General features: G+C 63.6%; 19 protein-coding genes. 10 read left to right on the top strand and 9 right to left on the bottom strand.

Annotated features, from left to right (window positions below):
• Nucleotides 1-17 precede the first annotated feature (17 nt).
• Nucleotides 18-470 carry a MarR family winged helix-turn-helix transcriptional regulator gene (locus AT302_RS20540; RefSeq protein ID WP_058375607.1) on the bottom strand — a complete coding sequence of 151 codons (453 nt, stop codon included), beginning with the start codon at nt 468-470 and terminating at the stop codon, nt 18-20.
• Between the two features lie 241 nt (nt 471-711).
• Between AT302_RS20540 and AT302_RS20535 the strand changes: the two genes are divergently transcribed.
• On the top strand, nt 712-954 hold the full coding sequence (locus AT302_RS20535) for a hypothetical protein (protein WP_058375606.1): 243 nt from the start codon (nt 712-714) through the stop codon (nt 952-954).
• A 134-nt stretch (nt 955-1,088) separates the two neighbouring features.
• Here the strand turns inward: AT302_RS20535 and AT302_RS20530 are convergent, their stop codons facing one another.
• On the bottom strand, nt 1,089-2,312 hold the full coding sequence (locus AT302_RS20530; RefSeq protein WP_058375605.1) for a porin: 1,224 nt from the start codon (nt 2,310-2,312) through the stop codon (nt 1,089-1,091).
• 379 nt (nt 2,313-2,691) lie between these two features.
• On the opposite strand from AT302_RS20530, the gene AT302_RS20525 reads away from it, so the two are divergent.
• The 3 genes from AT302_RS20525 (at nt 2,692) to AT302_RS20515 (ending at nt 6,001) form a co-directional block, all read left to right on the top strand.
• Nucleotides 2,692-3,567, top strand: a complete 876-nt coding sequence (locus AT302_RS20525) for an N-formylglutamate amidohydrolase (protein WP_058375604.1) — start codon at nt 2,692-2,694, stop codon at nt 3,565-3,567.
• On the top strand, nt 3,564-4,373 hold the full coding sequence (locus AT302_RS20520) for an IclR family transcriptional regulator (protein ID WP_084656362.1): 810 nt from the start codon (nt 3,564-3,566) through the stop codon (nt 4,371-4,373). Before AT302_RS20525 ends, AT302_RS20520 begins: the two co-directional genes overlap by 4 nt.
• A 101-nt stretch (nt 4,374-4,474) precedes the next feature.
• On the top strand, nt 4,475-6,001 hold the full coding sequence (locus tag AT302_RS20515; protein ID WP_058375603.1) for a YfcC family protein: 1,527 nt from the start codon (nt 4,475-4,477) through the stop codon (nt 5,999-6,001).
• Between the two features lie 6 nt (nt 6,002-6,007).
• Here the strand turns inward: AT302_RS20515 and AT302_RS20510 are convergent, their stop codons facing one another.
• Nucleotides 6,008-6,550: a cysteine hydrolase family protein gene (locus AT302_RS20510; RefSeq protein WP_058375602.1), complete on the bottom strand. Its 543-nt coding sequence runs from the start codon at nt 6,548-6,550 to the stop codon at nt 6,008-6,010.
• An 81-nt stretch (nt 6,551-6,631) separates the two neighbouring features.
• Here AT302_RS20510 and AT302_RS20505 point away from each other — a divergent pair, with 81 nt between their 5' ends.
• From AT302_RS20505 to ahpF, 4 genes are all read left to right on the top strand, one after another.
• A complete protein-coding gene (locus AT302_RS20505; RefSeq protein ID WP_058375601.1) occupies nt 6,632-7,861 on the top strand; it encodes a hypothetical protein in 1,230 nt (409 codons plus the stop codon).
• 85 nt (nt 7,862-7,946) lie between these two features.
• Nucleotides 7,947-8,621, top strand: coding sequence for a Vgb family protein (locus AT302_RS20500; RefSeq protein ID WP_058375600.1), 675 nt, complete (start codon nt 7,947-7,949; stop codon nt 8,619-8,621).
• 152 nt (nt 8,622-8,773) lie between these two features.
• Nucleotides 8,774-9,337, top strand: coding sequence for an alkyl hydroperoxide reductase subunit C (gene ahpC, locus AT302_RS20495; protein ID WP_058375599.1), 564 nt, complete (start codon nt 8,774-8,776; stop codon nt 9,335-9,337).
• A 168-nt stretch (nt 9,338-9,505) separates the two neighbouring features.
• A complete protein-coding gene (gene ahpF, locus AT302_RS20490) occupies nt 9,506-11,095 on the top strand; it encodes an alkyl hydroperoxide reductase subunit F (protein ID WP_058375598.1) in 1,590 nt (529 codons plus the stop codon).
• Nucleotides 11,096-11,172: 77 nt separating this feature from the next.
• Here ahpF and AT302_RS20485 read toward each other — a convergent pair whose 3' ends face one another.
• From AT302_RS20485 to AT302_RS20460, 6 genes are all read right to left on the bottom strand, one after another.
• Nucleotides 11,173-12,831, bottom strand: coding sequence for an ABC transporter permease (locus tag AT302_RS20485; protein WP_058375597.1), 1,659 nt, complete (start codon nt 12,829-12,831; stop codon nt 11,173-11,175).
• A gap of 6 nt (nt 12,832-12,837) precedes the next feature.
• Nucleotides 12,838-13,776: an ABC transporter substrate-binding protein gene (locus AT302_RS20480; protein WP_237171978.1), complete on the bottom strand. Its 939-nt coding sequence runs from the start codon at nt 13,774-13,776 to the stop codon at nt 12,838-12,840.
• Between the two features lie 39 nt (nt 13,777-13,815).
• Nucleotides 13,816-14,544 (bottom strand): ABC transporter ATP-binding protein, encoded by a 729-nt coding sequence (locus AT302_RS20475; protein WP_058375595.1) that lies wholly within the window; start codon nt 14,542-14,544, stop codon nt 13,816-13,818.
• Nucleotides 14,544-15,680, bottom strand: a complete 1,137-nt coding sequence (locus AT302_RS20470) for a porin (RefSeq protein WP_058375594.1) — start codon at nt 15,678-15,680, stop codon at nt 14,544-14,546. Before AT302_RS20470 ends, AT302_RS20475 begins: the two co-directional genes overlap by 1 nt.
• A gap of 108 nt (nt 15,681-15,788) precedes the next feature.
• Nucleotides 15,789-17,090, bottom strand: coding sequence for an ATP-binding protein (locus AT302_RS20465; RefSeq protein WP_064674982.1), 1,302 nt, complete (start codon nt 17,088-17,090; stop codon nt 15,789-15,791).
• Between the two features lie 3 nt (nt 17,091-17,093).
• Nucleotides 17,094-17,798 (bottom strand): response regulator transcription factor, encoded by a 705-nt coding sequence (locus AT302_RS20460; RefSeq protein ID WP_058375593.1) that lies wholly within the window; start codon nt 17,796-17,798, stop codon nt 17,094-17,096.
• A 265-nt stretch (nt 17,799-18,063) separates the two neighbouring features.
• Here AT302_RS20460 and AT302_RS20455 point away from each other — a divergent pair, with 265 nt between their 5' ends.
• A complete protein-coding gene (locus tag AT302_RS20455) occupies nt 18,064-18,933 on the top strand; it encodes a MipA/OmpV family protein (protein ID WP_058375592.1) in 870 nt (289 codons plus the stop codon).
• Nucleotides 18,934-18,995: 62 nt separating this feature from the next.
• On the top strand, nt 18,996-20,102 hold the full coding sequence (locus tag AT302_RS20450) for an SDR family oxidoreductase (RefSeq protein WP_058375591.1): 1,107 nt from the start codon (nt 18,996-18,998) through the stop codon (nt 20,100-20,102).
• The last annotated feature ends 9 nt before the right edge of the window (nt 20,103-20,111 follow it).

The raw sequence follows: 20,111 nt of genomic DNA, 5'->3' as shown, positions 1-20,111 counted from the left end.
GCTGTGGTGACTGTGAATTACAGGTGAACGCCACGAATGTGGAAGATGTCGGCGAAGGTGGTCAGCTCGTTGCGGTGTTGGGCCGCGAGCTTGGCGAGACACGCGTCACCCGCAGGCGAGAGGTGAACTTCCACCACGCGCCGGTCGCTCTCGTTTTGCCGGCGCGTCACGAGCCCGGCCTTCTCGCAGCGCGCCACCAGCGCCACCACGCTGTGATGGACGGCTTGCAGTCGCTCCGCTAATTCACTAATCGACGCCCACTCACGTCCCGGTATACCTTTCACGTGCAGCAGCAACAGATACTGCTGCGGCGTGATGCCGCCCTCGCGCGCAGCGGTCTCGCTGAAGTTCAGGAACCGGCGCAGGCGATAGCGAAATTCGGAGAGGGCTTCGAAGTCGCTCTTGTTCAGGGCATCGGCCGTGATCGGCGCGGCAGGGTCGGTCGCATCGGGAGAAGTGTCGCGGGACATGTTCCGGAAAGGTCCAAAGGAATGCGTGATAAGGCGTGAGCCCGAAAGCCGAAAAATATATCACGATACGATATAAATTTCGGGCTTAGGGATAGCCGGGGATGACAAAAGGGGGGCGGCGCGTGCAGAATCGCGAAAAAACGAGACTCAGTAGTGACTGGAACTCGATCCCCGCCGAGACGTCGCCATGCGCTGGTGACGAGCGCCGTCCGAGCGGGCCGACCTCTGACAGGGAGGAGACATGGCTTCCACGGTCCGACGCCACTGGCGTACGGGTACGTTGTTGTTGCTTTCGGTGGCGTTGGGCTCGACGATCGCCGCTTATCACTACGCCACGGGCTTCGAGCTGGGTGGCGGTGTTTTCCAGCAGATCGGTTTCGGACGCGCTGACGCGGCACCTGCGCCAGTCGCACAGACACGCGCGCCGCCGGCTGCCTGCGAAGGCAGCGGTTGCCGTCCCGGTGTGAAGACGACGTCGCATTGAGCCTTCAGCATGGCAGGGCGCGAACTACGGCAGACAATGAAGCGATGCCCGCACGCGCTCGCGCTCGTGCAGGCATCCGGGCCGCACCCCGTTGCAGGGCGCGGCTTTTTTCGTTTCTTATGGCTTTGCTGCGATCAGAACGTGTGACGCACGCCGATGGTCATGGCGCTTTGGGTGGCGTCGCGTCCCGGTGCACCGCCGGTGATGCCCGGGTTGTACATGTTCCACGCACGCAGGTTGGCGAAGTACGAGTAAATGTCCGTGCGCTTGGACAGGAAGTAGTCCACCCCGATGTTGAACTGGAGCAGACGGCCCGTATCGGGCGCGCCAACGAACGAGTAACGCGAGTGCAGCACCGCGCCGACCAGCTCAAGGTTTGGCAGCACCCAGTAGTTCACGCCCACGTCGAACACGTTGGTGGCGCTGTTGTTCGAGCCTGCGGCGGCAAATGCACCGGTGCTCGCTGCGCTGGTGAACGTGGTGGCAAACGGTGCCGACGTGCCGCCAAAGCGTGCGAGCGGTTGCAGCGTGCGCGACCACGAGGCGTAGACGCGCGCCTTGTCCCACTTGTAGCTCGTGCCCACCATCCACGTGCGGATGCACACATCACCCGAATTGCCGTAAGCCGGATCGCAGCCGGCGCCTGAGCTGGCGCCCACGTCGCTCGACGTGTTGGTGGCGGCCGTCCCCGTGCCCAGACGCGACTGCCAGTAACCGAAGCCGATGCCGAAACCGCCGTACTTGTAGTTGGCGCCGAAGCCGAGCGACTGGCCCGTCGACATCGAGCCGGGCGTGCCGCCGAAGCCGTAGGTCGCGTTGGCCGTCAGGCCATTGAAATCGGGTGAATCGTAGCGAATCGAGTTGTTCGAACGGTTGCCGCCGACCCGGTCGAGGTTGTTGTCGTGCACGCCGTTGATGAAGACGCCGAAGTTGTAGACGCTCGAATACCACGTGGCGATTTCATCGATGTAATCCTTGCGGCGGCCCAACTGCACCGTACCGTAGGGGCTCGACAGGCCGACGACCGTCGTGCGGCCGAGCGGCAGCCCGCCTTGACCGGCCGTGCCGTTGGCCACCGAAAAGCCCCCTTCGAGGATGAACAAGGCCTTCAGGCCACCGCCCAGATCCTCCGTCCCCTTCATGCCCCAGCGCGATTGCTGGAGATCGCCGCTATCCACGCTGAACCGGTTGCCGGTCGTCGTGCCGCTCGGGCCTGCCACCTTGCTGACGTAAGTCACCCCGCTGTCGATCAAGCCGTAGAGCGTGACGTTCGATTGCGCGACTGCCGAAGCGCTGAGTGCGGCCGTCCCCAGCCCCAGAAACGCCATGCGTGCGACTGACCATGCCTTGTGATTCATATCCCCCCTCCGGGTATTTTTGAGTGATTTGCTCGAATGTTTTAATGATTAAAACGACGTTTTGAAAATTATCAATTCGAGGACGTGAAGTCGTCAACGGGGGAGAAAAAATTGACGACCTGAGGATCACGTCAGTGCACTGATCGCACCATTTCAATCAATGAAACATCCAACTGGCGGGCATGTTTGGCGGGGTTTTAGTGTGTGGTGGCATCGGCGGCCGGGCAAAAAGGATGTCGAGGGTGCTTGACCCGCCAAATTTTTTGAGGCTTAATTTTTAATACATTGTTTTAATAAATAAAACAAAAGCATTTTGAAGCAGTCGAGGCAGACGATTCCCGGCTGCAAAGTGGTGATCAGAACGTTGGAAAAAATTTCGATGGTGACGCAAGAAAACAACACGGCATGCTTCGTGACGCGCGCTCAGGGCGAGTCGTTGCCGATCGTGTTCGACTCGCCGCACAGCGGCATCGAGATGCCGGCTGACTTCGGCACGATTGCGCCGCACGAAGCGTTGCTCTCTGGCTGGGACGCCTTCGTCGATGAACTGTGGGCCTGTGTCCCGCGTCATGGCGGCACGCTGATCGGCGCGACGTTTCCACGCACGTACATCGACGCGAATCGTGCGGCGACCGATATCGACGCCGACATGCTCGACGCGCCGTGGCCGGGCGCGATTGCGCCGGAGAAATACTCGGCGCGTGGCATGGGCTTGCTGCGCCGCTATGCGCTGCCGGGCATGCCGATGTACGACCGCAAGCTGACGGTGGCCGAAGTGCAGCACCGCCTTGACGCGTACTACTTGCCGTACCGTCGTGCCCTCACCGACGCGGCGGATGCGGCTGTCGCGCAGCACGGGGCGTTGTGGCACGTCGACTGTCACTCGATGAAGTCGCGCGGCAATGCGATGAATGTGGATGAGGGCGCGCAGCGCCCGGACATGGTCGTGAGCGACCGGCTTGGCAGCACCGCCGACCCGGCATTCACGGCGTGGGTGGCGGAGGCATTGCGCGGGCTCGGCTATCGCGTGCTGGTCAACACGCCGTATCAGGGCGGTGACCTGCTCACGGCGGTGAGCGACCCGGCGAAGCGCCGCTCCAGCGTGCAGATCGAAATCAACCGGGCGCTTTACATGGACGAGGCGCGCTTTGTGAAGCACGCTGGATTTGATACGCTCGGGCGCAATCTGGAAACGTTCACTGCTGCGCTGGCCCATTGGGTACGAGCGCAGCTAAGCCCGAAGGAAATCTCATGAACTACATCGTCGATTCCGTCGACAGCGCCCTCAAGCTGCTCTCGCTGGTGGCCGAGCACCCGGGGCTCGGGGTGACCGAGTTGTCCAATCGACTGGGCATCAACAAGTCGCGCACGTATCGCATGCTGTGCACGCTGGAGCACAACCGCTTCGTGTTGCAGGACGAGCGCACGACGACGTATGCGCTCGGCCCGCAAGCGTTCGTGATCGGGGTGGCCGCGTCGCAACAGAACATTCTCGTGCGGGCCGCGCAGAAGTACATGCTCGCGCTCAATCAGTCGATCAACGAGACGATCGTGCTGCGCGTGCGTGAAGGGCTCGAGACGGTGTGCGTCGCGCGTTGCGAAACCACGCATCAAGTGCGCTCGGTCGGCGCAGTGGGCAATCGCCGTTCGATTATTTCGGGCGCGTCCGGCAAGTTGTTGCTGGCGTTTGCGCAAGACGCGATCCGCAACGAGTTTTTTGCCCGCATGAAGCATTTGCCGACCGCCGTCGAGCCGGTGGCGTTTGCCGAGGAGTTGGCAGGTGTGGCGCGCAAGGGCTATGCGATGAGCGCGGGCGAGGTGACGAGCGGTGCCGTGGCGATTGCCGTGCCGCTGCGTGACGTGTCGGGCGACGTGGTGGCGGCGCTGTCGATCTCGGGGCCCGAGGCGCGTATCAGCCGCATCGAGATTCCCGATTATCTGGAGCGTCTGCAAGCGTGCAGCCGTCAAATTTCGGCAGAACTGGGGTACGTCGGCACGACGGCAGGCACAACGAATACCGACGCCTCGAACGTCGCGCAACCCGCGAATCGGGTGGCGTAGCGCAGTCGACGACCGGTAGGCCTGATTAGCTCGGCTAGTCAGGCGTTCGGCAAGGCGCGACGTCATTTCAAAATCAAAACGAGACAACAGGCAGAACTTCCATGACAGCGCTAGCGCCGACGCCCGTCGACGGGCATTCCCATTCCGCATCACTTTCCGCGCCGGAGCGCCCGGGTGACACCGCTCGTGGCGGCGATCACGGCGACGGTGCCGCCGGCCGAGAAGAGAAACCGCACGGCAAGATGCTGCACCCTGTGGTGATGATGCTGTGGGTGCTGATCATGGCCGTGGCGCTGACCTGGTGGGTCGACGCGGGCCGCTTTGAGCGCGCGGGCAAGCTGGTCGTGCCGGGCACCTATCAGGTGGTGCCCAAGACGCATGAGGTCGGTTTGCTCGTCGCGCCGAAAGCGACGCACAGCACGCCGGAGCAGGCGCAGCCCGCCAACGTGGTGTCAGCGTTCCTCTCGGTGCCGCAGGGGCTGGTGAAGAACGCGCCGCTCATCTTCATGGTGATGTTTGTCGGCGGCATGTTCGGCGTGATGCGCAAGACGGGGGCCATCGATGCCGGTATCGATCGTCTGTTGCAACTGACCTCGGGCAACATGTACGTGCTGGCACCGTTGCTGATGGTGTTGATTGCGTTGGGCAGCACGTTGCTCGGGTTCATCTCGGAATACCTCGTGGTCATTCCGATGGTGATGGTGCTCACGCGCCGTCTGGGGCTCTCGAATCTGTTTGCCGTAGCGCTGGTGGCCATTGCCGCCAAGATCGGCTACATCGCGTCGGTGACTAACCCGCTTGCGTTGGCTGTCGCGCAACCGCTGGTCGGCTTGCCGCTGTTCTCCGGGCTTGGCTTGCGAGTTGGCATCTTCGTCGTCTTTCTCACGCTGGGCATCGCGTACTTCCTCTGGCATGTGTATCGCAGCGACTATCGGCTCGCCGAGGCGCGGGCGCATATGCAGGAAGTGGCCCATTTGCATGCGCGGCTCTCGACGCGTCACAAGGCCACGCTGCTCGTGCTGGCCGTGGCGGCGGCGATGCTGGTGTATGGCACGCGTGAATTGAAGTGGGGCAATCTGGAACTGTCGGCGTTTTATGTGCTGACGAGTCTCGTGACGGCGGTCGTGGGGCGGCTCGATTCGCGCACGGCGGCGGATGCGTTCGTCGAAGGGCTCAAGGGCATGATGCTCGCGGGGCTGCTGATCGGACTCGCTGCTTCTGTCGAGATCATTCTGCATGGCAGCTATGTGCTCGATACGCTGATCAACGACTTCACGCAGCGGGTGCGCGGGCAGTCGGCGGTCGCTGTGGCCAATGGTCTGATGGGCGTGCAGATGGCGCTGGACGTGTTCATTCCGTCAGTCTCGGGTAAGGCGGCGGTGAGCATGCCGATCATCGGACCGATTGCACAACTCTCCGGCGTGAGTCCGCAGACGTCGGTGCTGGCATTCCTGCTGGGCGGCGGGCTGACCAACATGATTACGCCGACGTCGGGGATGTTGCTGGCCTACTTGGCGACGGCGCGCGTCGGCTTCGGCCAGTGGCTGAAGTTCATCCTGCCGCTGTTCTTCGTGTTGCTGATCCTGTCGGGTGGGGCGCTCGCTTTTGCGGTGCTCAGCGGGTATTGAGGGCGATCAGTTCAACGCGTTGAAATCCAGCAGTGCCACGGGGGTGGCGGAAATTCTTGGGCCGAAGCTCCTGATATCCGACAGCGTGGCATTGTGATGTTCGCGAATCTGCGCGGCAGTGGCATGCGGTTTGTCGTGCGTGGTGTGCGCGTCGGCCGCAATGGTCACGGGGTAGCCCAGCGCGGCAGCGCGCCGCACAGTGGTGTCCACGCAGAACTCACTCGCATAGCCGCACACGACGACATGCGTCACGCCAAGTGATGCGAGCAGCGGCTGAAGTTCCGTTCCCAGAAAAGAATCCGGCGTACGTTTCCCGATGCGGAAATCGCCTGCGCCGGCGTCCAATGCACGCGCCAGTTCCCACGGCGACGAATCCCTGACCAACGTCTTGTTGTCCTCATGCTGAACCAGTACCACGGGCACACCCGCATGACGGGCGTTCGTCATCAGCGCGTTGATGTTTTCCGTGGTTCGTTCAGCGTCGCCCGGGCGCGGTTCGTCGTCGATCAGACCGCGTTGATAATCGATCACAAGCAATGCTGAAGTCATGGCCGTCTCCGTGGAAAGTCATATTCTAATTCGCCGATAACAACTCGCCGGGCGCGCTCGGTCGCAAGGTAATATCGCGCGATGGACTCCCTGATCGCTGCCTCCGCCCGGGCATTGGCCGCCGGTGACCCGTTGGGTGCCTTGCAGCGCATTGCGCTGCGAGACGACCCGCCTGCGCTCGCGCTGCGCGGTATCGCCATGGCACAGCTTGGCGAGTACCCGCGCGCCCGCGAGTTGCTCAAACGCGCCGCGCGTCGCTTCGGCGTGCATGAGGCCATGGCACGCGCACGCTGCATCGTCGCCGACGCCGAGATCGCCCTCGCCACACGAGATTTCAGCGGTTCGCTTCGCGCCGTGCAAGCCGCCGCTGTCACGCTCGACACGCATACCGATGCCGCCAACGCGATGCTCGCCCGACTGGTCATGGCGCGTCGTCTGCTGCTGCTCGGCCGGCTCGACGCCGCCGCCCAAGCGCTGTACGAGATCAAGGCGCATGACGCGCCCGCGCGCCTTGTCGCGGTCTTCGAACTCATTGCCACCGAATTCGCCCTGCGCTCGCTGCGCATCGACGAGGCGCACGCCGCACTGGCACGCGCACAGGCAGCTGCTGACATCGCGAACGTGCCCGCGCTGAGCGCCGAAGTCGAGCAAGTGCGCACGGTGCTGGCACGGCCTGTCGCGCGTCTCTGGCATCCGGACGCTGAGCAGGTACTGGGTCTGGACGACGTCGCCCGCTTGCTCAAGTCTGGTGCGCTGGTGGTCGATGCATGCAGACGCGGCGTGAGTGCGGGAAACACGTGGCGGCCACTGGCGCGGCGTCCGGTGCTCTTCGCGCTGATCCGGCGTCTGGCGCAGGCGTGGCCAACTGACGTGACCCGCGAAACCCTCATTGCGGAAGCCTTTGGGCTGCGTCGGCCTGAGGATATCGACGAAACCCACCGTGCCCGTCTACGCGTGGAAATCGGCCGTCTGCGCGCGCTGCTCAAAGGCGTGGCGACGATTGACGCGACCCCGCGCGGCTTCGTGCTGCGAAGCGTCGACGACCGACCGGTTGCCGTGCTCGTGCCTCCCATCGACGGCGAATACGCGTCGGTGATCGCGTTGCTCACCGATGGCGCGGCGTGGTCCACGTCGGCGATTGCCCTCGCGCTCGGCGTCAATCAGCGTACCGTCCAGCGCGCACTCTCGGCATTGCACGACGAGGGGCGGGTGCGCGCCGTCGGGCAAGCCAGAGCGCGACGCTGGATATCGCCGCCGCTCACTGAATTCACGACGATATTGTTACTCCCTGCTGCGTGGTCGTTTAGCTAAAGTGAAGTCGCACCCCCGGGCCCGGGCAAGTGATCCGATGAACCGATGCACTGACGAATCGACGAACCGACAACTGGAGTCCACCATGACGAGCCAACCCCAACAACGCGCCCGGACCGCTGCCACTACCGTGAGCGCGGCCGATATCCTCTGTGAATACGGCCCCTTCAATGGCGCCGACCGCATCAACGGCGTGACCTACGACGGACAGTCCGTCTGGGCATCGACCGGCCCGCATCTGGTCGCATTCGACCCGGCGAACGGGGAAGTGCGCCGCACACTCGATATGCCGGGCGACGCCGGCACCGCGTTCGACGGCAAACACCTTTATCAGATCGCCGAATCGCGCATCGACAAGATCGACCCCGCGACGGGCAAAGTCGTGCACACGATTCCGGCGCCAGACAGCGGAAGCAGCTCGGGCCTGACATGGGCGGAGGGCCATCTGTGGGTCGGCCAGTACCGCGACCGCAAGATCCTGCAACTCGACCCGGCTACCGGACGCGTACTGCGCACCATCGAGTCGGACCGCTTCGTCACCGGCATTACATGGGCGAATGACGAGCTCTGGCACGGTACATGGGAAAACGACGAGAGCGAACTGCGCCACGTGGACCCGGTCAGCGGCGAAGTGCTGGCGCGCGTGGTGATGCCGGATGGCATCGGCGTCAGCGGTCTGGAATACAACGGGACCGATCGCTTCTTCTGCGGCGGCGGCATGAGCGGCAAGGTGCGCGCTGTCCGCTATCCGAAGGATTGATCGCCGAAAGGCTGCTATTTCGAAGCACACGGGCGGAGGCTATCGAGCGCGATAGCCTCCGCCTATTTCATAGATTTCAATAATCAATTTCTATTGATCGATAGCATTCGGCATACTGGCAACGCTTTCCACCCAGTCAGAGAGACAACGACATGCCGATCATCAACACCCAGATCAAGCCGTTCAAAGCCACCGCTTACCACAATGGCGATTTCACCACCGTGACCGAAGACACCCTGAAGGGCAAGTGGTCGGTTGTGGTGTTTTACCCGGCCGACTTCACCTTCGTGTGCCCGACCGAGCTGGGTGATCTGGCTGACCATTACGAAGAATTCAAGAAGCTGGGCGTCGAGATCTACAGCGTGTCGACCGATACCCACTTCACGCACAAGGCCTGGCACGACACGTCGGACACGATCCAGAAGATCCAGTACCCGATGATCGGCGACCCGACGCTCGCGATCTCGCGCAACTTCGACGTGCTGATCGAAGAAGAAGGTCTGGCCCTGCGCGGCACGTTCGTGATCAACCCGGAAGGCGAGATCAAGCTGTGCGAAATCCACGACAACGGCATTGGCCGCGACGCCAGCGAACTGCTGCGCAAGGTGCAGGCTGCCCAGTACGTGGCCGCTCACCCGGGCGAAGTTTGCCCCGCCAAGTGGACGCCGGGCGCTGAAACGCTGAGCCCGTCGCTCGACCTGATCGGCAAGATCTAAGTTTTACCGCAGCAAACGCCGCGTCTGTCACGGCGCGGCGCCCCGCCGGCGCACCTGTCCCCCCTGAACCGGGTGTGCCGGCACCTCCCCCGAATAACGACGACGCCATCGCCAGCCTCCGGCTGATGCGGTTGCCCCTGTTCACCCTATCGAGACGGATGACACGCCATGTTGGACGCGAACCTCAAAGCCCAGTTGCAAACGTACCTCCAGAAAGTCACGCGCCCGATCGAGATCGCGCTGTGGCTCGACGACAGCCCCAAGGCGGCCGAGATGAAGGCGCTGGTCGAAGAGATCGCGCCGCTCTCGACGCGCATCACCGTCGTGGCACGCGATGACGCAGGCGAGCGTCGTCCTTCGTTCGCCATCGGGGCGCCGGGCGAGGCACCGCGTATCCGTTTTGCGGGTTTGCCGATGGGGCACGAATTCACGTCGCTGGTACTGGCGCTGCTGCAAGTGGGCGGCCACCCGGTCAAGCTCGACGACGACACCGTCGAACAGATTCGCGCCCTCGACGGCGATTTCCGTTTCGAAACCTATATCTCGCTGTCGTGCCAGAACTGCCCGGAAGTCGTGCAGGCACTGAACGTCATGGCGCTCATCAACCCGCGGATTCAGCAGGTGACCATCGACGGCGCGCTGTTTCAGGGCGAAGTCGAAGCGCGTCAGGTGATGGCCGTGCCGACGGTGTATCTCAACGGCGAGTCGTTCACGCAAGGCCGTACCAGCGTGAAGGAACTGCTCGCCAAGCTCGATACCGGTGCGAGTGCACGGGCAGCAAAAGCGCTTGAAAACAAGCCGGTCTACGACATGCTGATCGTCGGCGGCGGCCCGGCGGGTGCGGCGGCCGCGATCTACGCGGCGCGTAAAGGCATCACGACGGGCGTCGTGGCCGAGCGCTTCGGCGGTCAGGTGCTCGACACGATGGCGATCGAGAACTTCATTTCGGTCACGCACACGGAAGGCCCGAAGTTTGCCGCCGCGCTCGAACAACATGTGAAGGCGTATGACGTCGACGTGATCGATACGCAACGCGCCGACGCGCTGGTGCCGGGCAAGATTCACGAAGTGCGTCTCGCGAGCGGTGCGGTGCTCAAGGCCCGTTCGATCGTGCTGGCCACCGGTGCGCGCTGGCGCGAAATCGGCGTGCCGGGCGAGCGCGACTACCGCAATCGCGGCGTGGCGTACTGCCCGCACTGCGACGGCCCGTTGTTCAAGGGCAAGCGTGTGGCCGTGGTGGGTGGCGGCAACTCCGGTGTGGAAGCGGCGATCGATCTGGCCGGTGTGGTCAAGGAAGTCACGCTGATCGAATACGGCACGCAACTGCGCGCTGACGAAGTGCTTCAGCGCAAGCTGCGCAGTCTGCCGAATGTGCGCGTGTTGATGAATGCGCAAACGACGGAAATCGTCGGCGACGGCCAGAAGGTGAACGGTCTGGTGTATCGCGACCGTGCCTCGGGCGAAACGACGACCGTGGCACTGGAAGGCGTGTTCGTGCAGATCGGTCTGGTGCCGAATACCGAATGGCTCAAGGGCACGCTGGCCCTGTCGCGTCACGGCGAGATCGAAGTCGATGCGAAGGGTGCCACGTCGATTCCGGGCGTGTTCGCGGCGGGCGATGTGACGACGGTGCCGTTCAAGCAGATTGTCATTGCGGTAGGCGAGGGCGCGAAGGCATCGCTGGGCGCGTTCGAGCACCTGATGCTCAGCTCGGTGGATGACGAGGTCGACGTGCAGCGTGAAGCTGTCGCGGCCTGACGTTTCAGGAAGGGAAAAAGCGAGGGCGCAGTCAGATGGCTGCGCCCTCGTGCATCAAGACATCAAGGTGATCAACGTCAGGCGTTGGCCGGTTTGCCGGTCAGGCGCGATGCGAGCATGAGTAACGTGCCACTGACGGCCATCGACACCACACCCATCGCCATGCCCTGACCGATCGAGCCCTGCTCGAACTGTCGCCACACGAAGATCGACACCGTCTGCACGCCGCTCGGCGCAAGCAGCAACGACGTGACCAATTCGCGCGACGCAATCGCAAACACGATCATCAGCGACGCCGCGAGTGCGGGCATCACCAACGGCAACGTAATGCGGCGCAGGGCCACACCGGCAGGCGCTCCGTGCACGCGTGCCGCCGCTTCCAGCGAGGCCGCCGTCTGACGCAACGCGGCGCTCGTGTAACGCACCGGATACGGCAGCAACAGGCAACTGTACGAGAGCAGCAGAATTCCCCACGTGTTGTACGGCGTGACCGGCCAGAACGGCAGGTTCCACGCGAGGATCAGGCCCACGCCGACGACAATGCCCGGCAGCGCATGCGGCAACAGCGACAAGCCATCGATCAGCACACGACCGCGCATGTTTGACTTCACCACACACCACGCACACAGGAAGCCCAGCACGCCGGTGACGAGCGACGTGCCCAGTGCCAGCGACAAGCTGGTCAGCAGCGCTTCGACACCTTCAGCCCCTTGACCCAGCAGTGCGGCGAAGTGCGCCGTCGTCAGGTTCGCCATCGACAGCCCGCCCGAGAGCGTGCCCGAGAAGGCGGTCGCGAGAATCGAGAACAGCGGCGCGACGGTGGCCAGCAGCGCCACAAAACCGAACCCCGCGATGACCGGCAGTTGCCAGCGCCCCAACGCACGCGGCGGTGAAGCGATTGGCTTGCCGGTTTGCGTCTCGAAGTCCTTGCCTGCCGACAACCGGTGCTGGAACACGAACGCCAGCAAGGCCAGCGTCGCGAGCACCACCGACAGAATCGATGCACCCGGCAGGTCGATGGGCCAGTCGGCAAAGCGGCCTTCGATGGACGTGACCAGCACCGAGAACCCGGCGCGTGCCCCCAAGGCGGCGGGGGCGCCGAATTCTTCGATCGCCATCGTGAACGCGAGCAACAGACTGGCGGCAAACGCGGGCAGCGCCAGCGGCAGCGTCACACGCGCAAACGCCCGCCATGCCGACGCGCCATGCACGCGTGCCACGTCGGCCAGTCGCGAGCCCGTGGTGGCCAGCGAGCGAGACACGGCGAAGTACACGACCGGGAAGATGTTGAGCGTCATCACGAAGACGAGGCCCGGCAGCGAAAAGAGGAAGCGTCCGGCATCGAGCCCGGTGAGTTGCTGCGCGTAACCGCCGGTTTGCAACAGCAGCATCCAGCCCAGCGCCGCGAGATACGGCGGCACCAGAAACGGCAGCAGGAAACACAGATCCCACACCCGCGCATACGGCACATGGAACAACCCGCGCACTGCGCCGAGGGCGCCGCCCACGAGCGCTGTGCCGAGGGCGACCGACACCCCGAGCTGCAACGTGTTGCCGATGAGCGGCAACGTGCTGTCATGCGCGAGGGTCGGCCAGACGGCGGAGAAGGGCGCGGCGAACGAGCCCTGTGCGAGATGCGGGAAGATGGCCTGCAACAGCACGAACGCGACCGGCAATGCCACCACGACGGCGAGGGCTGCGACCGTCGCCGTCGGGAGAAGTCGGAACGATTTCACGTGGGGTCAGTGTTGGCCGTTGAGTTTTGCGAAACGGGCCAGCACTTCCGCGCGCGAGGCGCTCGACGACTGTGCGTCGCCTTGCGGCAGCAAACGCAGATCCTTGAACGAGGCGCGCTTGATGGCAATGTCTTCACGTGCCGGAATCAGCCACGCTTCAGCCACCAGTTGCTGACCTTCGTCGGAGAGCACGTAGTCGATGAACTGACGCGCTTCGCTTTGCAGCTTCGACGTGTTCAGAATCATCATCGGACGCGGTGCGATCACCGTGCCGCTCGTCGGGAAGATCACCTTCACGGCCTCACCGCCTGCCGCTGCCGCATAAGCCACGTAATCGACCGCACCGAACACGGCCGCCTTCGCGCCTTGCAGCACCGGGTTCAGCGCCTGCGCGTTCGGGCCCGACACCACCATACCGTTTTGCTTCAGATCGTCGAAGAGCTTCCACGCTTCGCCGCCCAGACGCGCTTGCAGACCGAGCAACAAGTCGGCCGAGGCGCCCGAGAGGGCCGGGTCAGGCATGGTCACGAGGTTGCGATACGCCGGCTTGGTCAGATCGCGCCAGTCGTGCGGCTCGGGCGTGCCCGACTTCGCATTCCACACGATACCGAGCGCCGAGAGGCCCTGCGCGACGTAATGCGTGGTCTTGAACGGGGCCGGCACACGGGCGGCGTTGGCGCTCTGGAACGGGGCAAGCCAGCCGCGCTTTTCGAGGTCTTGCGCGGTGTCCCACGAGGCGGAGATGAGGACGTCGGCACGCGGGTTGGCCTGTTCGGCTTCGATACGTGCCATCACCTTGCCGGTAGTGGCCTGAAATACATCGACTTTGATGCCGGTCTTTTTCTCGAAACCCGTCGCAAGCTTCTTGCTCAGGTTGCCGGGGCCGGCGGTGTAGACGGTCAGCGCATGGGCGTGTTGTGCGCCGACACTTGCAGCAAAGGCCATGGTGAGTGTCGCGATAATTTTGCGGTGGAGCATTATGGGCTACCTCGTAATACGTTTGTCAACGCGCCCGTGGGCGAGGATCACAATCTGATCGGCCAGCGCTTCGGCTTCTTCGCGGTCGTGGGTCACGTACACAGCCGTGGTGCCCAGACGCGAGAGCAGGGCACCGATGTCGGTGCACAGGCGCGTGCGGAGATCGCGATCGAGGTTGGATAGCGGTTCGTCGAAGAGCAGCAGGCGAGGGGCCGAGACGATGGCGCGCGCCAGTGCGACACGCTGTTGTTGACCACCGGAAAGCGCTTGTGGCCGGCGCGTGCCGTAACCGGCGAGGCCGACCAGCGTCAGCGCTTCTTCCACACGCTCAGCGCGCTCGGCGCGTTTTACGCCGCGCATTTCGAGCGGAAACGCCACGTTGGCCGCCACGGTCATGTGCGGCCACAGCGCATAGTCCTGAAAGACCATGCCGAGCGAGCGCAATTCGGGCGAATGGCAAACGGTGTCGCTGGCGACGACAGTGTCGTCAAAGCGGATTTCGCCGCCGGTGGGCGCGAGCAGCCCCGCGAGCAGTTTGAGCAGCGTGCTCTTGCCGCAGCCGGACGGGCCGAGCAAGGCGGTCGTGGTGCCGGCCGGAACATCGAGATCGATGCCGTCAAGCACGCGCGCTGCACCAAACGTCTGGTGCAGCGCGCGCAGCGAGAGATGAACCCCGCTGCTTGCCGTGCTTGCCGGCGACACCTCGCCGTGCGACGGGCGTGTGTCGCGCTTCATCAGAACACGTGCTTGACGCCGGCCATCGTACCGAACTGGTTCTTGCCGGCCACCACGTTGGTGCCGAAACCGTTCAGACCGAGGTCGGAGCCGTTGCGGTTCACGACGTAGCCCGTGTTGACGTACACGTCGGTACGCTTCGAGAGGCTGTAGTCGGCGCTGACCTGGAACGACAACGGGTCACGATTCGTGCCGTAGAAGTTCTGGTACATGGCCGTGGCCGACAGGTCGAGCGCCGGCGTGGCGTGCCACGTGGTGCCCAGCCAGTAGTAGCTCGAGGCTTCCACCGGGCTCTTGTTCAGGGCCGAGAGGTGGATTGCCTTGGCGTTCAGGTAGCGGTAGCCCACGTACAGGTCGACGCTTTGCAGCGAGTACTGCACGGCGGCGGCAATGCGGCGATCGATGTTGCCTTCGTAACCACCGACCTTCGAGGTCAGCGCAGCGTTCGGGAGCACCGAGCCGCCGTTCTTCTGGTCGTACGCGATCACGAACGACAGCGGGCCGTTGGCGTAGCGCAGGCCGGCGTCGATCACTTGCGCGCGGCGGTTGTCGCCCGGCGTGGTGCTGGACGCACCGAAGCTCACGTCGTCATAGCCCTTCGAGTACTGCACCATCGCTTCGAAGGCGCCGAACTTGCCCGTGTAGCGCAGGCTGTTGTCCAGACGATCGGAGAACGCGGTGTCCTGCATCTTGATGGCGTACACGGCGTTGTTGAGCGGGTTGAACTTGCTCACCCAGTCAAGGAACACGCCGCCCTGACGGCCGATCGAGACCGCGCCAAAGGCGCTGTTCGACAAACCGACATAAGCCAGCCGGCCAAACTCGCGACCGCCCTGAAGGGACGTGCCGTTGCCGAGGTTGAAGCCGTTTTCGAGCAGGAAAAATGCCTTATTGCCGCCACCGAGGTCTTCAGAGCCCTTCAGGCCCCAGCGCGAACCGGCGAGGTTGCCCGAGGTGACGCGGGAGAGGCTGACGGTGTTGCCAGCGGCGTTCTTGTCGGCGTTGGTGAGGAATTCGACACCCGAGTCGATCAGCCCGTAGAGCTGAACGTTTGACTGGGCCAAGGCGGGCATGGGCAGGCTGCTGGCGAAAGCCAGGCAGCACCCGGCCGCCGCGATGCGGAGGTTGGGTTTCATTACAGGAGTCCTCTTTGGGATTCAATTGAGCCGTCAGGTTAAGCGGCCAACATGTCGCCAACATGACAATCGATCGTCATCCGAAAGAGGTCCCGCAATGCTTGTGGCTCAGATGGTGTTCGGGCCGGGCAGGGTGATGGTGAAGCGTGCGCCACCGAGTGGCGAGGTCTCCACGCCGACCTTGCCGCCGTGCAGCAGTGCGATACGCCGCACGATGGCGAGCCCCAGTCCAAAGCCGCCAGTGGCGCGATTGCGGCTGCTGTCGAGACGGTGAAACGGTTCGAAAATGCGCGCGCGGTCTTCGGCGGGTACGCCTTCACCGTCGTCGTCGACATAGATCATCACACCGCCGTCGTCGCAGGTTTTCGCACCGCACACGATACGCCGGGAGGTATGCCGCATGGCGTTGTTGAGCAGATTCTGCACGGCGCGGGCGAGCAGCTTGGGTTCGACTTCGACGCAGTCGGCACCGGGTTCTGCCGCGATATCAAGCGCAATCGAGCGCGACGCCAGCACCTCGGTGCAATTGGCGGCGAGGCTGTCGAACATCAATCGCAGCGACACGCTGTGACGGGTGGGCGGTGCGGTGATCTGATCGAGCCGGGCGAGTGAGAGCAGCTCGGTCACCAACTCGTCGAGCTCGCGAATGTCGCCCTTGAGCGCGACGATACGATCGTCCGCATCGGCGTCGTGGCGGCGCTGTTGCAGAATTTCCAGCCCGAAGTCGAGTCGCGCAATCGGCGTGCGCAGTTCGTGCGACACGGCATTGATCATGTCTTTCTGCGTGGTGATCGAGCGTTCGATGCGATCGGCCATCGTGTTGAACACGCGCACGAGGGCGGCCAGATTCGAGAAGCGGGAGACACGGGCGCGCGAACTGAAATCGCCTTCGCCGAAACGCAGCGCCGCGCGGTTGAGCGACTGCACGTCGGTCCAGTACCAGCGCGACCATGTGAGGACGGCGAGCAGGATCAGCAGTGCGACCAGCGTGTAGGCGAGGTAGTTGATCTGGCGCAGATTCAGGTCAGTGCCGGTCGCCGAGGTGAGCACCCAGTCGGAGTTGCGCAGGCGCACGGCGTAGTGATCGCCGTCGATGCCATTGGCGACGACGAGCCCGGCTTCGAGATCTTTACGGGCATATTCGAACGGAAGCGGCAGGCCCTTGAGCGGCTTGATGTCGATCTTGTCGTTGCCGTGAGATTCGAACGTCGCAATGAACGCCGGCCACTCGGATTCCGGCAGCTTTTCGAGCGACTGGTTGATGAGCCAGACATAGGCGCCCAATTGTTTCTGCGCGGAACGGTTCAGGATGTCGTAGAAGAAAAAGCCGAACGTGTTGTTGATCAGCAGAATGGCCGCGACCACGGCGAGTGCGACCAGCGCGTACAGCTTCAAAAGAATGCGAAACATGAATCAACTCTCCCAAGCCGAAGGGCTGAAAAGGTAGCCCCGGCCCCAGACGGTCTTGATGCGCTGCGGCTCGCCATCGGTATCTTCGAAGCGTTTGCGCAGCCGGTAAATGCCCACGTCCACCGTGCGGTCGATGCCGTCGAATTCGATGCCGCGCAGCTGTTGCAGGATTTCGTCGCGGGTCACCACGCGCCCGGCACCCTTCGCCAGAATCAGCAGCAGGCTGAATTCGTTCGATTTCAATTCCACCGGCAAACCGCGCCAGAACACCATGCGGTCGCGCGGCACGATGCGCAACTGGCCGAACGCGAGACCGTCTTCGGTGGGTTCCTCGATCTCGGCAAGCGGCGTTGCGCGGCGCAATAGCGCCCGCAGGCGTGCCAGCAGCAGCCGTGGCTCGACCGGCTTGACGACGTAATCGTCGGCGCCGACTTCCAGCCCGGCGACCTGATCGTAGGTGTCTTCGCGGGCCGTCAGGATGAGGATGGGTGTGGCGCTGACGGCGCGAAGCTGCCGGCAGACCTCCATGCCGTCCATGCCGGGCAGCATCAGATCAAGGATGACGACGTCGGGCGAGAAGGCGCGAAAGCGCTCCAGCGCCCGCGCGCCGTTGGCCACCACCGTGACTTCAAATCGATAAGCGTGCAGATATTCGGTGACGAGTGCGGCAAGCCGCGCATCGTCCTCGACGAGCAAGACACGGTACATGGCCGTATTCCTTTCCTGTTGTGCTGTGCCGCAATGTTGGGCGGCACTCCCGTGAAGCGCATTCTACTGCCCGGAAGCCCCGCCCGGCGGGCGTTTCAAACCTGCGAACAATTGAAAACATTTGTTCACAACTCTCCTAAATCGAATAACAGTCACGCGGCCGGTTCGCGCCTACCATGCGTTCACCTTGCAGTCCGTTCGTCTTGATTCGTCTCGCTTCACCACGTTCACCGGCTGCAATCTTCCAATAATTTGTAGGAGTCCCATGAAAAACCGCCCCCTCCGCCACCTCCGCCTGTTTCCCCGCGTTGCTGCACTGAGCGCCGCTGGCGTCGTGTTCGCCGGTGTCGCCCCGCAGGCGTTCGCCGTCGACCCGGGCCGCTACAGCGGCATCCAGCCCGACGCGAGCCTGCCCACGCAGGCCCCGGAAAGCGGTTACGAGTTCACGGTGGGTGGCGGTGTCGGTTATTCGCCGCGCTACATGGGGAGTAATGAGTACCGCGTGACGCCCGCGCTGAATCTGGCGCTGCAAACCCCGTATGGCGTGTTCGTCGGACTGAGCGGCATCGGTTACCGGCTGTCGCTGCCGGCAGGCTTCTTCGTGTCGGCGGCGCTGTCGTACGACGGCGGCCGGAAGGACCAGAAGAAGGGGCTCGATTCGGGTTCGGACAAGCTGCGCGGCATGGGCGACATCAAGGGCTCGGTGTTCACCACGCTGCAAGCCGGTTATGCCATCGGCGATCTGGCCGTCGTGAGCGTGGCCACCGATATTCCGCTCTCGAACCGCGATCGCGGCAATGTCTATCGCTTTGCGGTGGACAGCGTGCTGTTCAAGACGGCCGAAGACTCGGTCGGCGTGAGTGCCACGGCGCACTTTGCCAGCGGCAAGTATGCGCAGACGTATTTCGGCGTGACGGCCAATCAGAGCCTGAATTCCGGGTATCGGCAGTATGCCGTCGGCGGTGGCCTGTACGGCGTGAGCCTGACGGCGAACTGGACGCACAAATTCAACAAGCACTGGAGCACTACGGTTGCCGGCGGCCTGATTCGCTACACAGGTAACGCATCGAAGAGTCCCATCGTGTTCAACAAGACCAACTATCAGGTCGCCACCACGCTCGATTACACGTTCTGATCGTTGGTACGGCGTTCCTGCCTTTTAGGGTGAACAAGCCCTAGCATTGAGAGGCAATAGCCATGCGAATTCTCGTCACCGGCAGTACCGGTTTTGTGGGCGGCGCCGTCGTCGCCCAACTTCTTAAAGACGGCTTCGGTCCGTCGCTGTTGCTGCTGGTGCGTGCGCGCACAAGCTCTGACGGTCTTGCACGAGTGCGCGCCGCGATGGACCGGTTTCGCGTCGCCCCGGTGCACCGGCTCTCGCTCACCGAAGCGAACATCGTGTGCGGCGATCTCGCGCAACCGATCTCGTTCGACGACGACCATCGCATGCGCCGCGTGACCCACGTGATCCACGCGGGGGCCATTGCCTCGTTCTCGGCACACCCGCAACTCGATACCGTGAACGTCGCGGGCACGCTGGCGCTCGCGCGCGCCGTGGCCGCTTCGCCGGTGCTCGAGCGCTTTGTGTATGTGGGCACCGCGATGGCCTGCGGCGATGCGATGTCAGGCGTGGTCAAGGAGTCGCACGATCTGGCGCGTGCCGATCATCAACTGGTGCCGTACACGGCGTCGAAGGCCGAGGCGGAGGCGCGGCTGCGGCGCGAATGGCCCGGGCTGCCGCTGGTGGTTGCGCGCCCGTCGATTGTCGTGGGGCATACCAAACTCGGCTGCGAGCCGTCGGGCAGCATCTTCTGGATGTTCCGTATGGTGCAGTTGCTGGGCGCGTTCACGTGCGGTCTCGATGACCGGCTCGACGTGGTGCCGGTCGATTTTTGCGCCGATGCGCTGATCGATCTGGCGTTTCTGCCTCGCCTGCGCCACGACCTGTATCACGTGTCGGCAGGGCAGTCGTCGACGCGCACGATTCGCGAGATCGAAGCGGCCCTTGCCCGAGCGCGCGGTGTGGCGCCGCTGGGCGAGCGTTTCCGGCATATCGGCGACGCAGAGATCGAACGGTTGACACCCGCGCTCTCGCGCCAGCTCGGCAATGGCAACGGCCGGTTGATGGCGAAGGCATTGCGTCGTTATGGCGCGTTTGCCTCGCTCGATTACGTGTTCGACAACCATCGCTTGCTCGGCGAAGGCACCTCGCCGCCGCCGCCCGTGACCGATTACCTCGATGTTTGCGTGCGCTCGTCGGCGGCCACCTCCGTGGCCGAGCAGATGGCGTGGGATTTCAAGTAAGTCTCGTTG

Origin of the sequence: Pandoraea norimbergensis (genome assembly GCF_001465545.3) — a bacterium.
GTDB lineage: Bacteria > Pseudomonadota > Gammaproteobacteria > Burkholderiales > Burkholderiaceae > Pandoraea > Pandoraea norimbergensis.
Note: the sequence above shows the minus strand (reverse complement) of the source record. Positions and strands in the feature narration are given on the sequence as shown.

What these genes read in the sequence shown, in the direction of transcription:
- AT302_RS20455 (WP_058375592.1), top strand. Translation starts at nt 18,064, where the DNA reads ATGAAAAACCGCCCCCTCCGCCACCTCCGCCTGTTTCCCCGCGTTGCT.
- AT302_RS20450 (WP_058375591.1), top strand. Translation starts at nt 18,996, where the DNA reads ATGCGAATTCTCGTCACCGGCAGTACCGGTTTTGTGGGCGGCGCCGTC.
- AT302_RS20470 (WP_058375594.1), bottom strand. Translation starts at nt 15,680, where the DNA reads ATGAAACCCAACCTCCGCATCGCGGCGGCCGGGTGCTGCCTGGCTTTC.
- AT302_RS20540 (WP_058375607.1), bottom strand. Translation starts at nt 470, where the DNA reads ATGTCCCGCGACACTTCTCCCGATGCGACCGACCCTGCCGCGCCGATC.
- AT302_RS20510 (WP_058375602.1), bottom strand. Translation starts at nt 6,550, where the DNA reads ATGACTTCAGCATTGCTTGTGATCGATTATCAACGCGGTCTGATCGAC.
- AT302_RS20480 (WP_237171978.1), bottom strand. Translation starts at nt 13,776, where the DNA reads ATGGCCTTTGCTGCAAGTGTCGGCGCACAACACGCCCATGCGCTGACC.
- AT302_RS20515 (WP_058375603.1), top strand. Translation starts at nt 4,475, where the DNA reads ATGACAGCGCTAGCGCCGACGCCCGTCGACGGGCATTCCCATTCCGCA.
- AT302_RS20460 (WP_058375593.1), bottom strand. Translation starts at nt 17,798, where the DNA reads ATGTACCGTGTCTTGCTCGTCGAGGACGATGCGCGGCTTGCCGCACTC.
- AT302_RS20530 (WP_058375605.1), bottom strand. Translation starts at nt 2,312, where the DNA reads ATGAATCACAAGGCATGGTCAGTCGCACGCATGGCGTTTCTGGGGCTG.
- AT302_RS20520 (WP_084656362.1), top strand. Translation starts at nt 3,564, where the DNA reads ATGAACTACATCGTCGATTCCGTCGACAGCGCCCTCAAGCTGCTCTCG.
- ahpF (WP_058375598.1), top strand. Translation starts at nt 9,506, where the DNA reads ATGTTGGACGCGAACCTCAAAGCCCAGTTGCAAACGTACCTCCAGAAA.
- AT302_RS20505 (WP_058375601.1), top strand. Translation starts at nt 6,632, where the DNA reads ATGGACTCCCTGATCGCTGCCTCCGCCCGGGCATTGGCCGCCGGTGAC.
- AT302_RS20500 (WP_058375600.1), top strand. Translation starts at nt 7,947, where the DNA reads ATGACGAGCCAACCCCAACAACGCGCCCGGACCGCTGCCACTACCGTG.
- AT302_RS20465 (WP_064674982.1), bottom strand. Translation starts at nt 17,090, where the DNA reads ATGTTTCGCATTCTTTTGAAGCTGTACGCGCTGGTCGCACTCGCCGTG.
- AT302_RS20535 (WP_058375606.1), top strand. Translation starts at nt 712, where the DNA reads ATGGCTTCCACGGTCCGACGCCACTGGCGTACGGGTACGTTGTTGTTG.
- AT302_RS20525 (WP_058375604.1), top strand. Translation starts at nt 2,692, where the DNA reads ATGGTGACGCAAGAAAACAACACGGCATGCTTCGTGACGCGCGCTCAG.
- AT302_RS20475 (WP_058375595.1), bottom strand. Translation starts at nt 14,544, where the DNA reads ATGAAGCGCGACACACGCCCGTCGCACGGCGAGGTGTCGCCGGCAAGC.
- ahpC (WP_058375599.1), top strand. Translation starts at nt 8,774, where the DNA reads ATGCCGATCATCAACACCCAGATCAAGCCGTTCAAAGCCACCGCTTAC.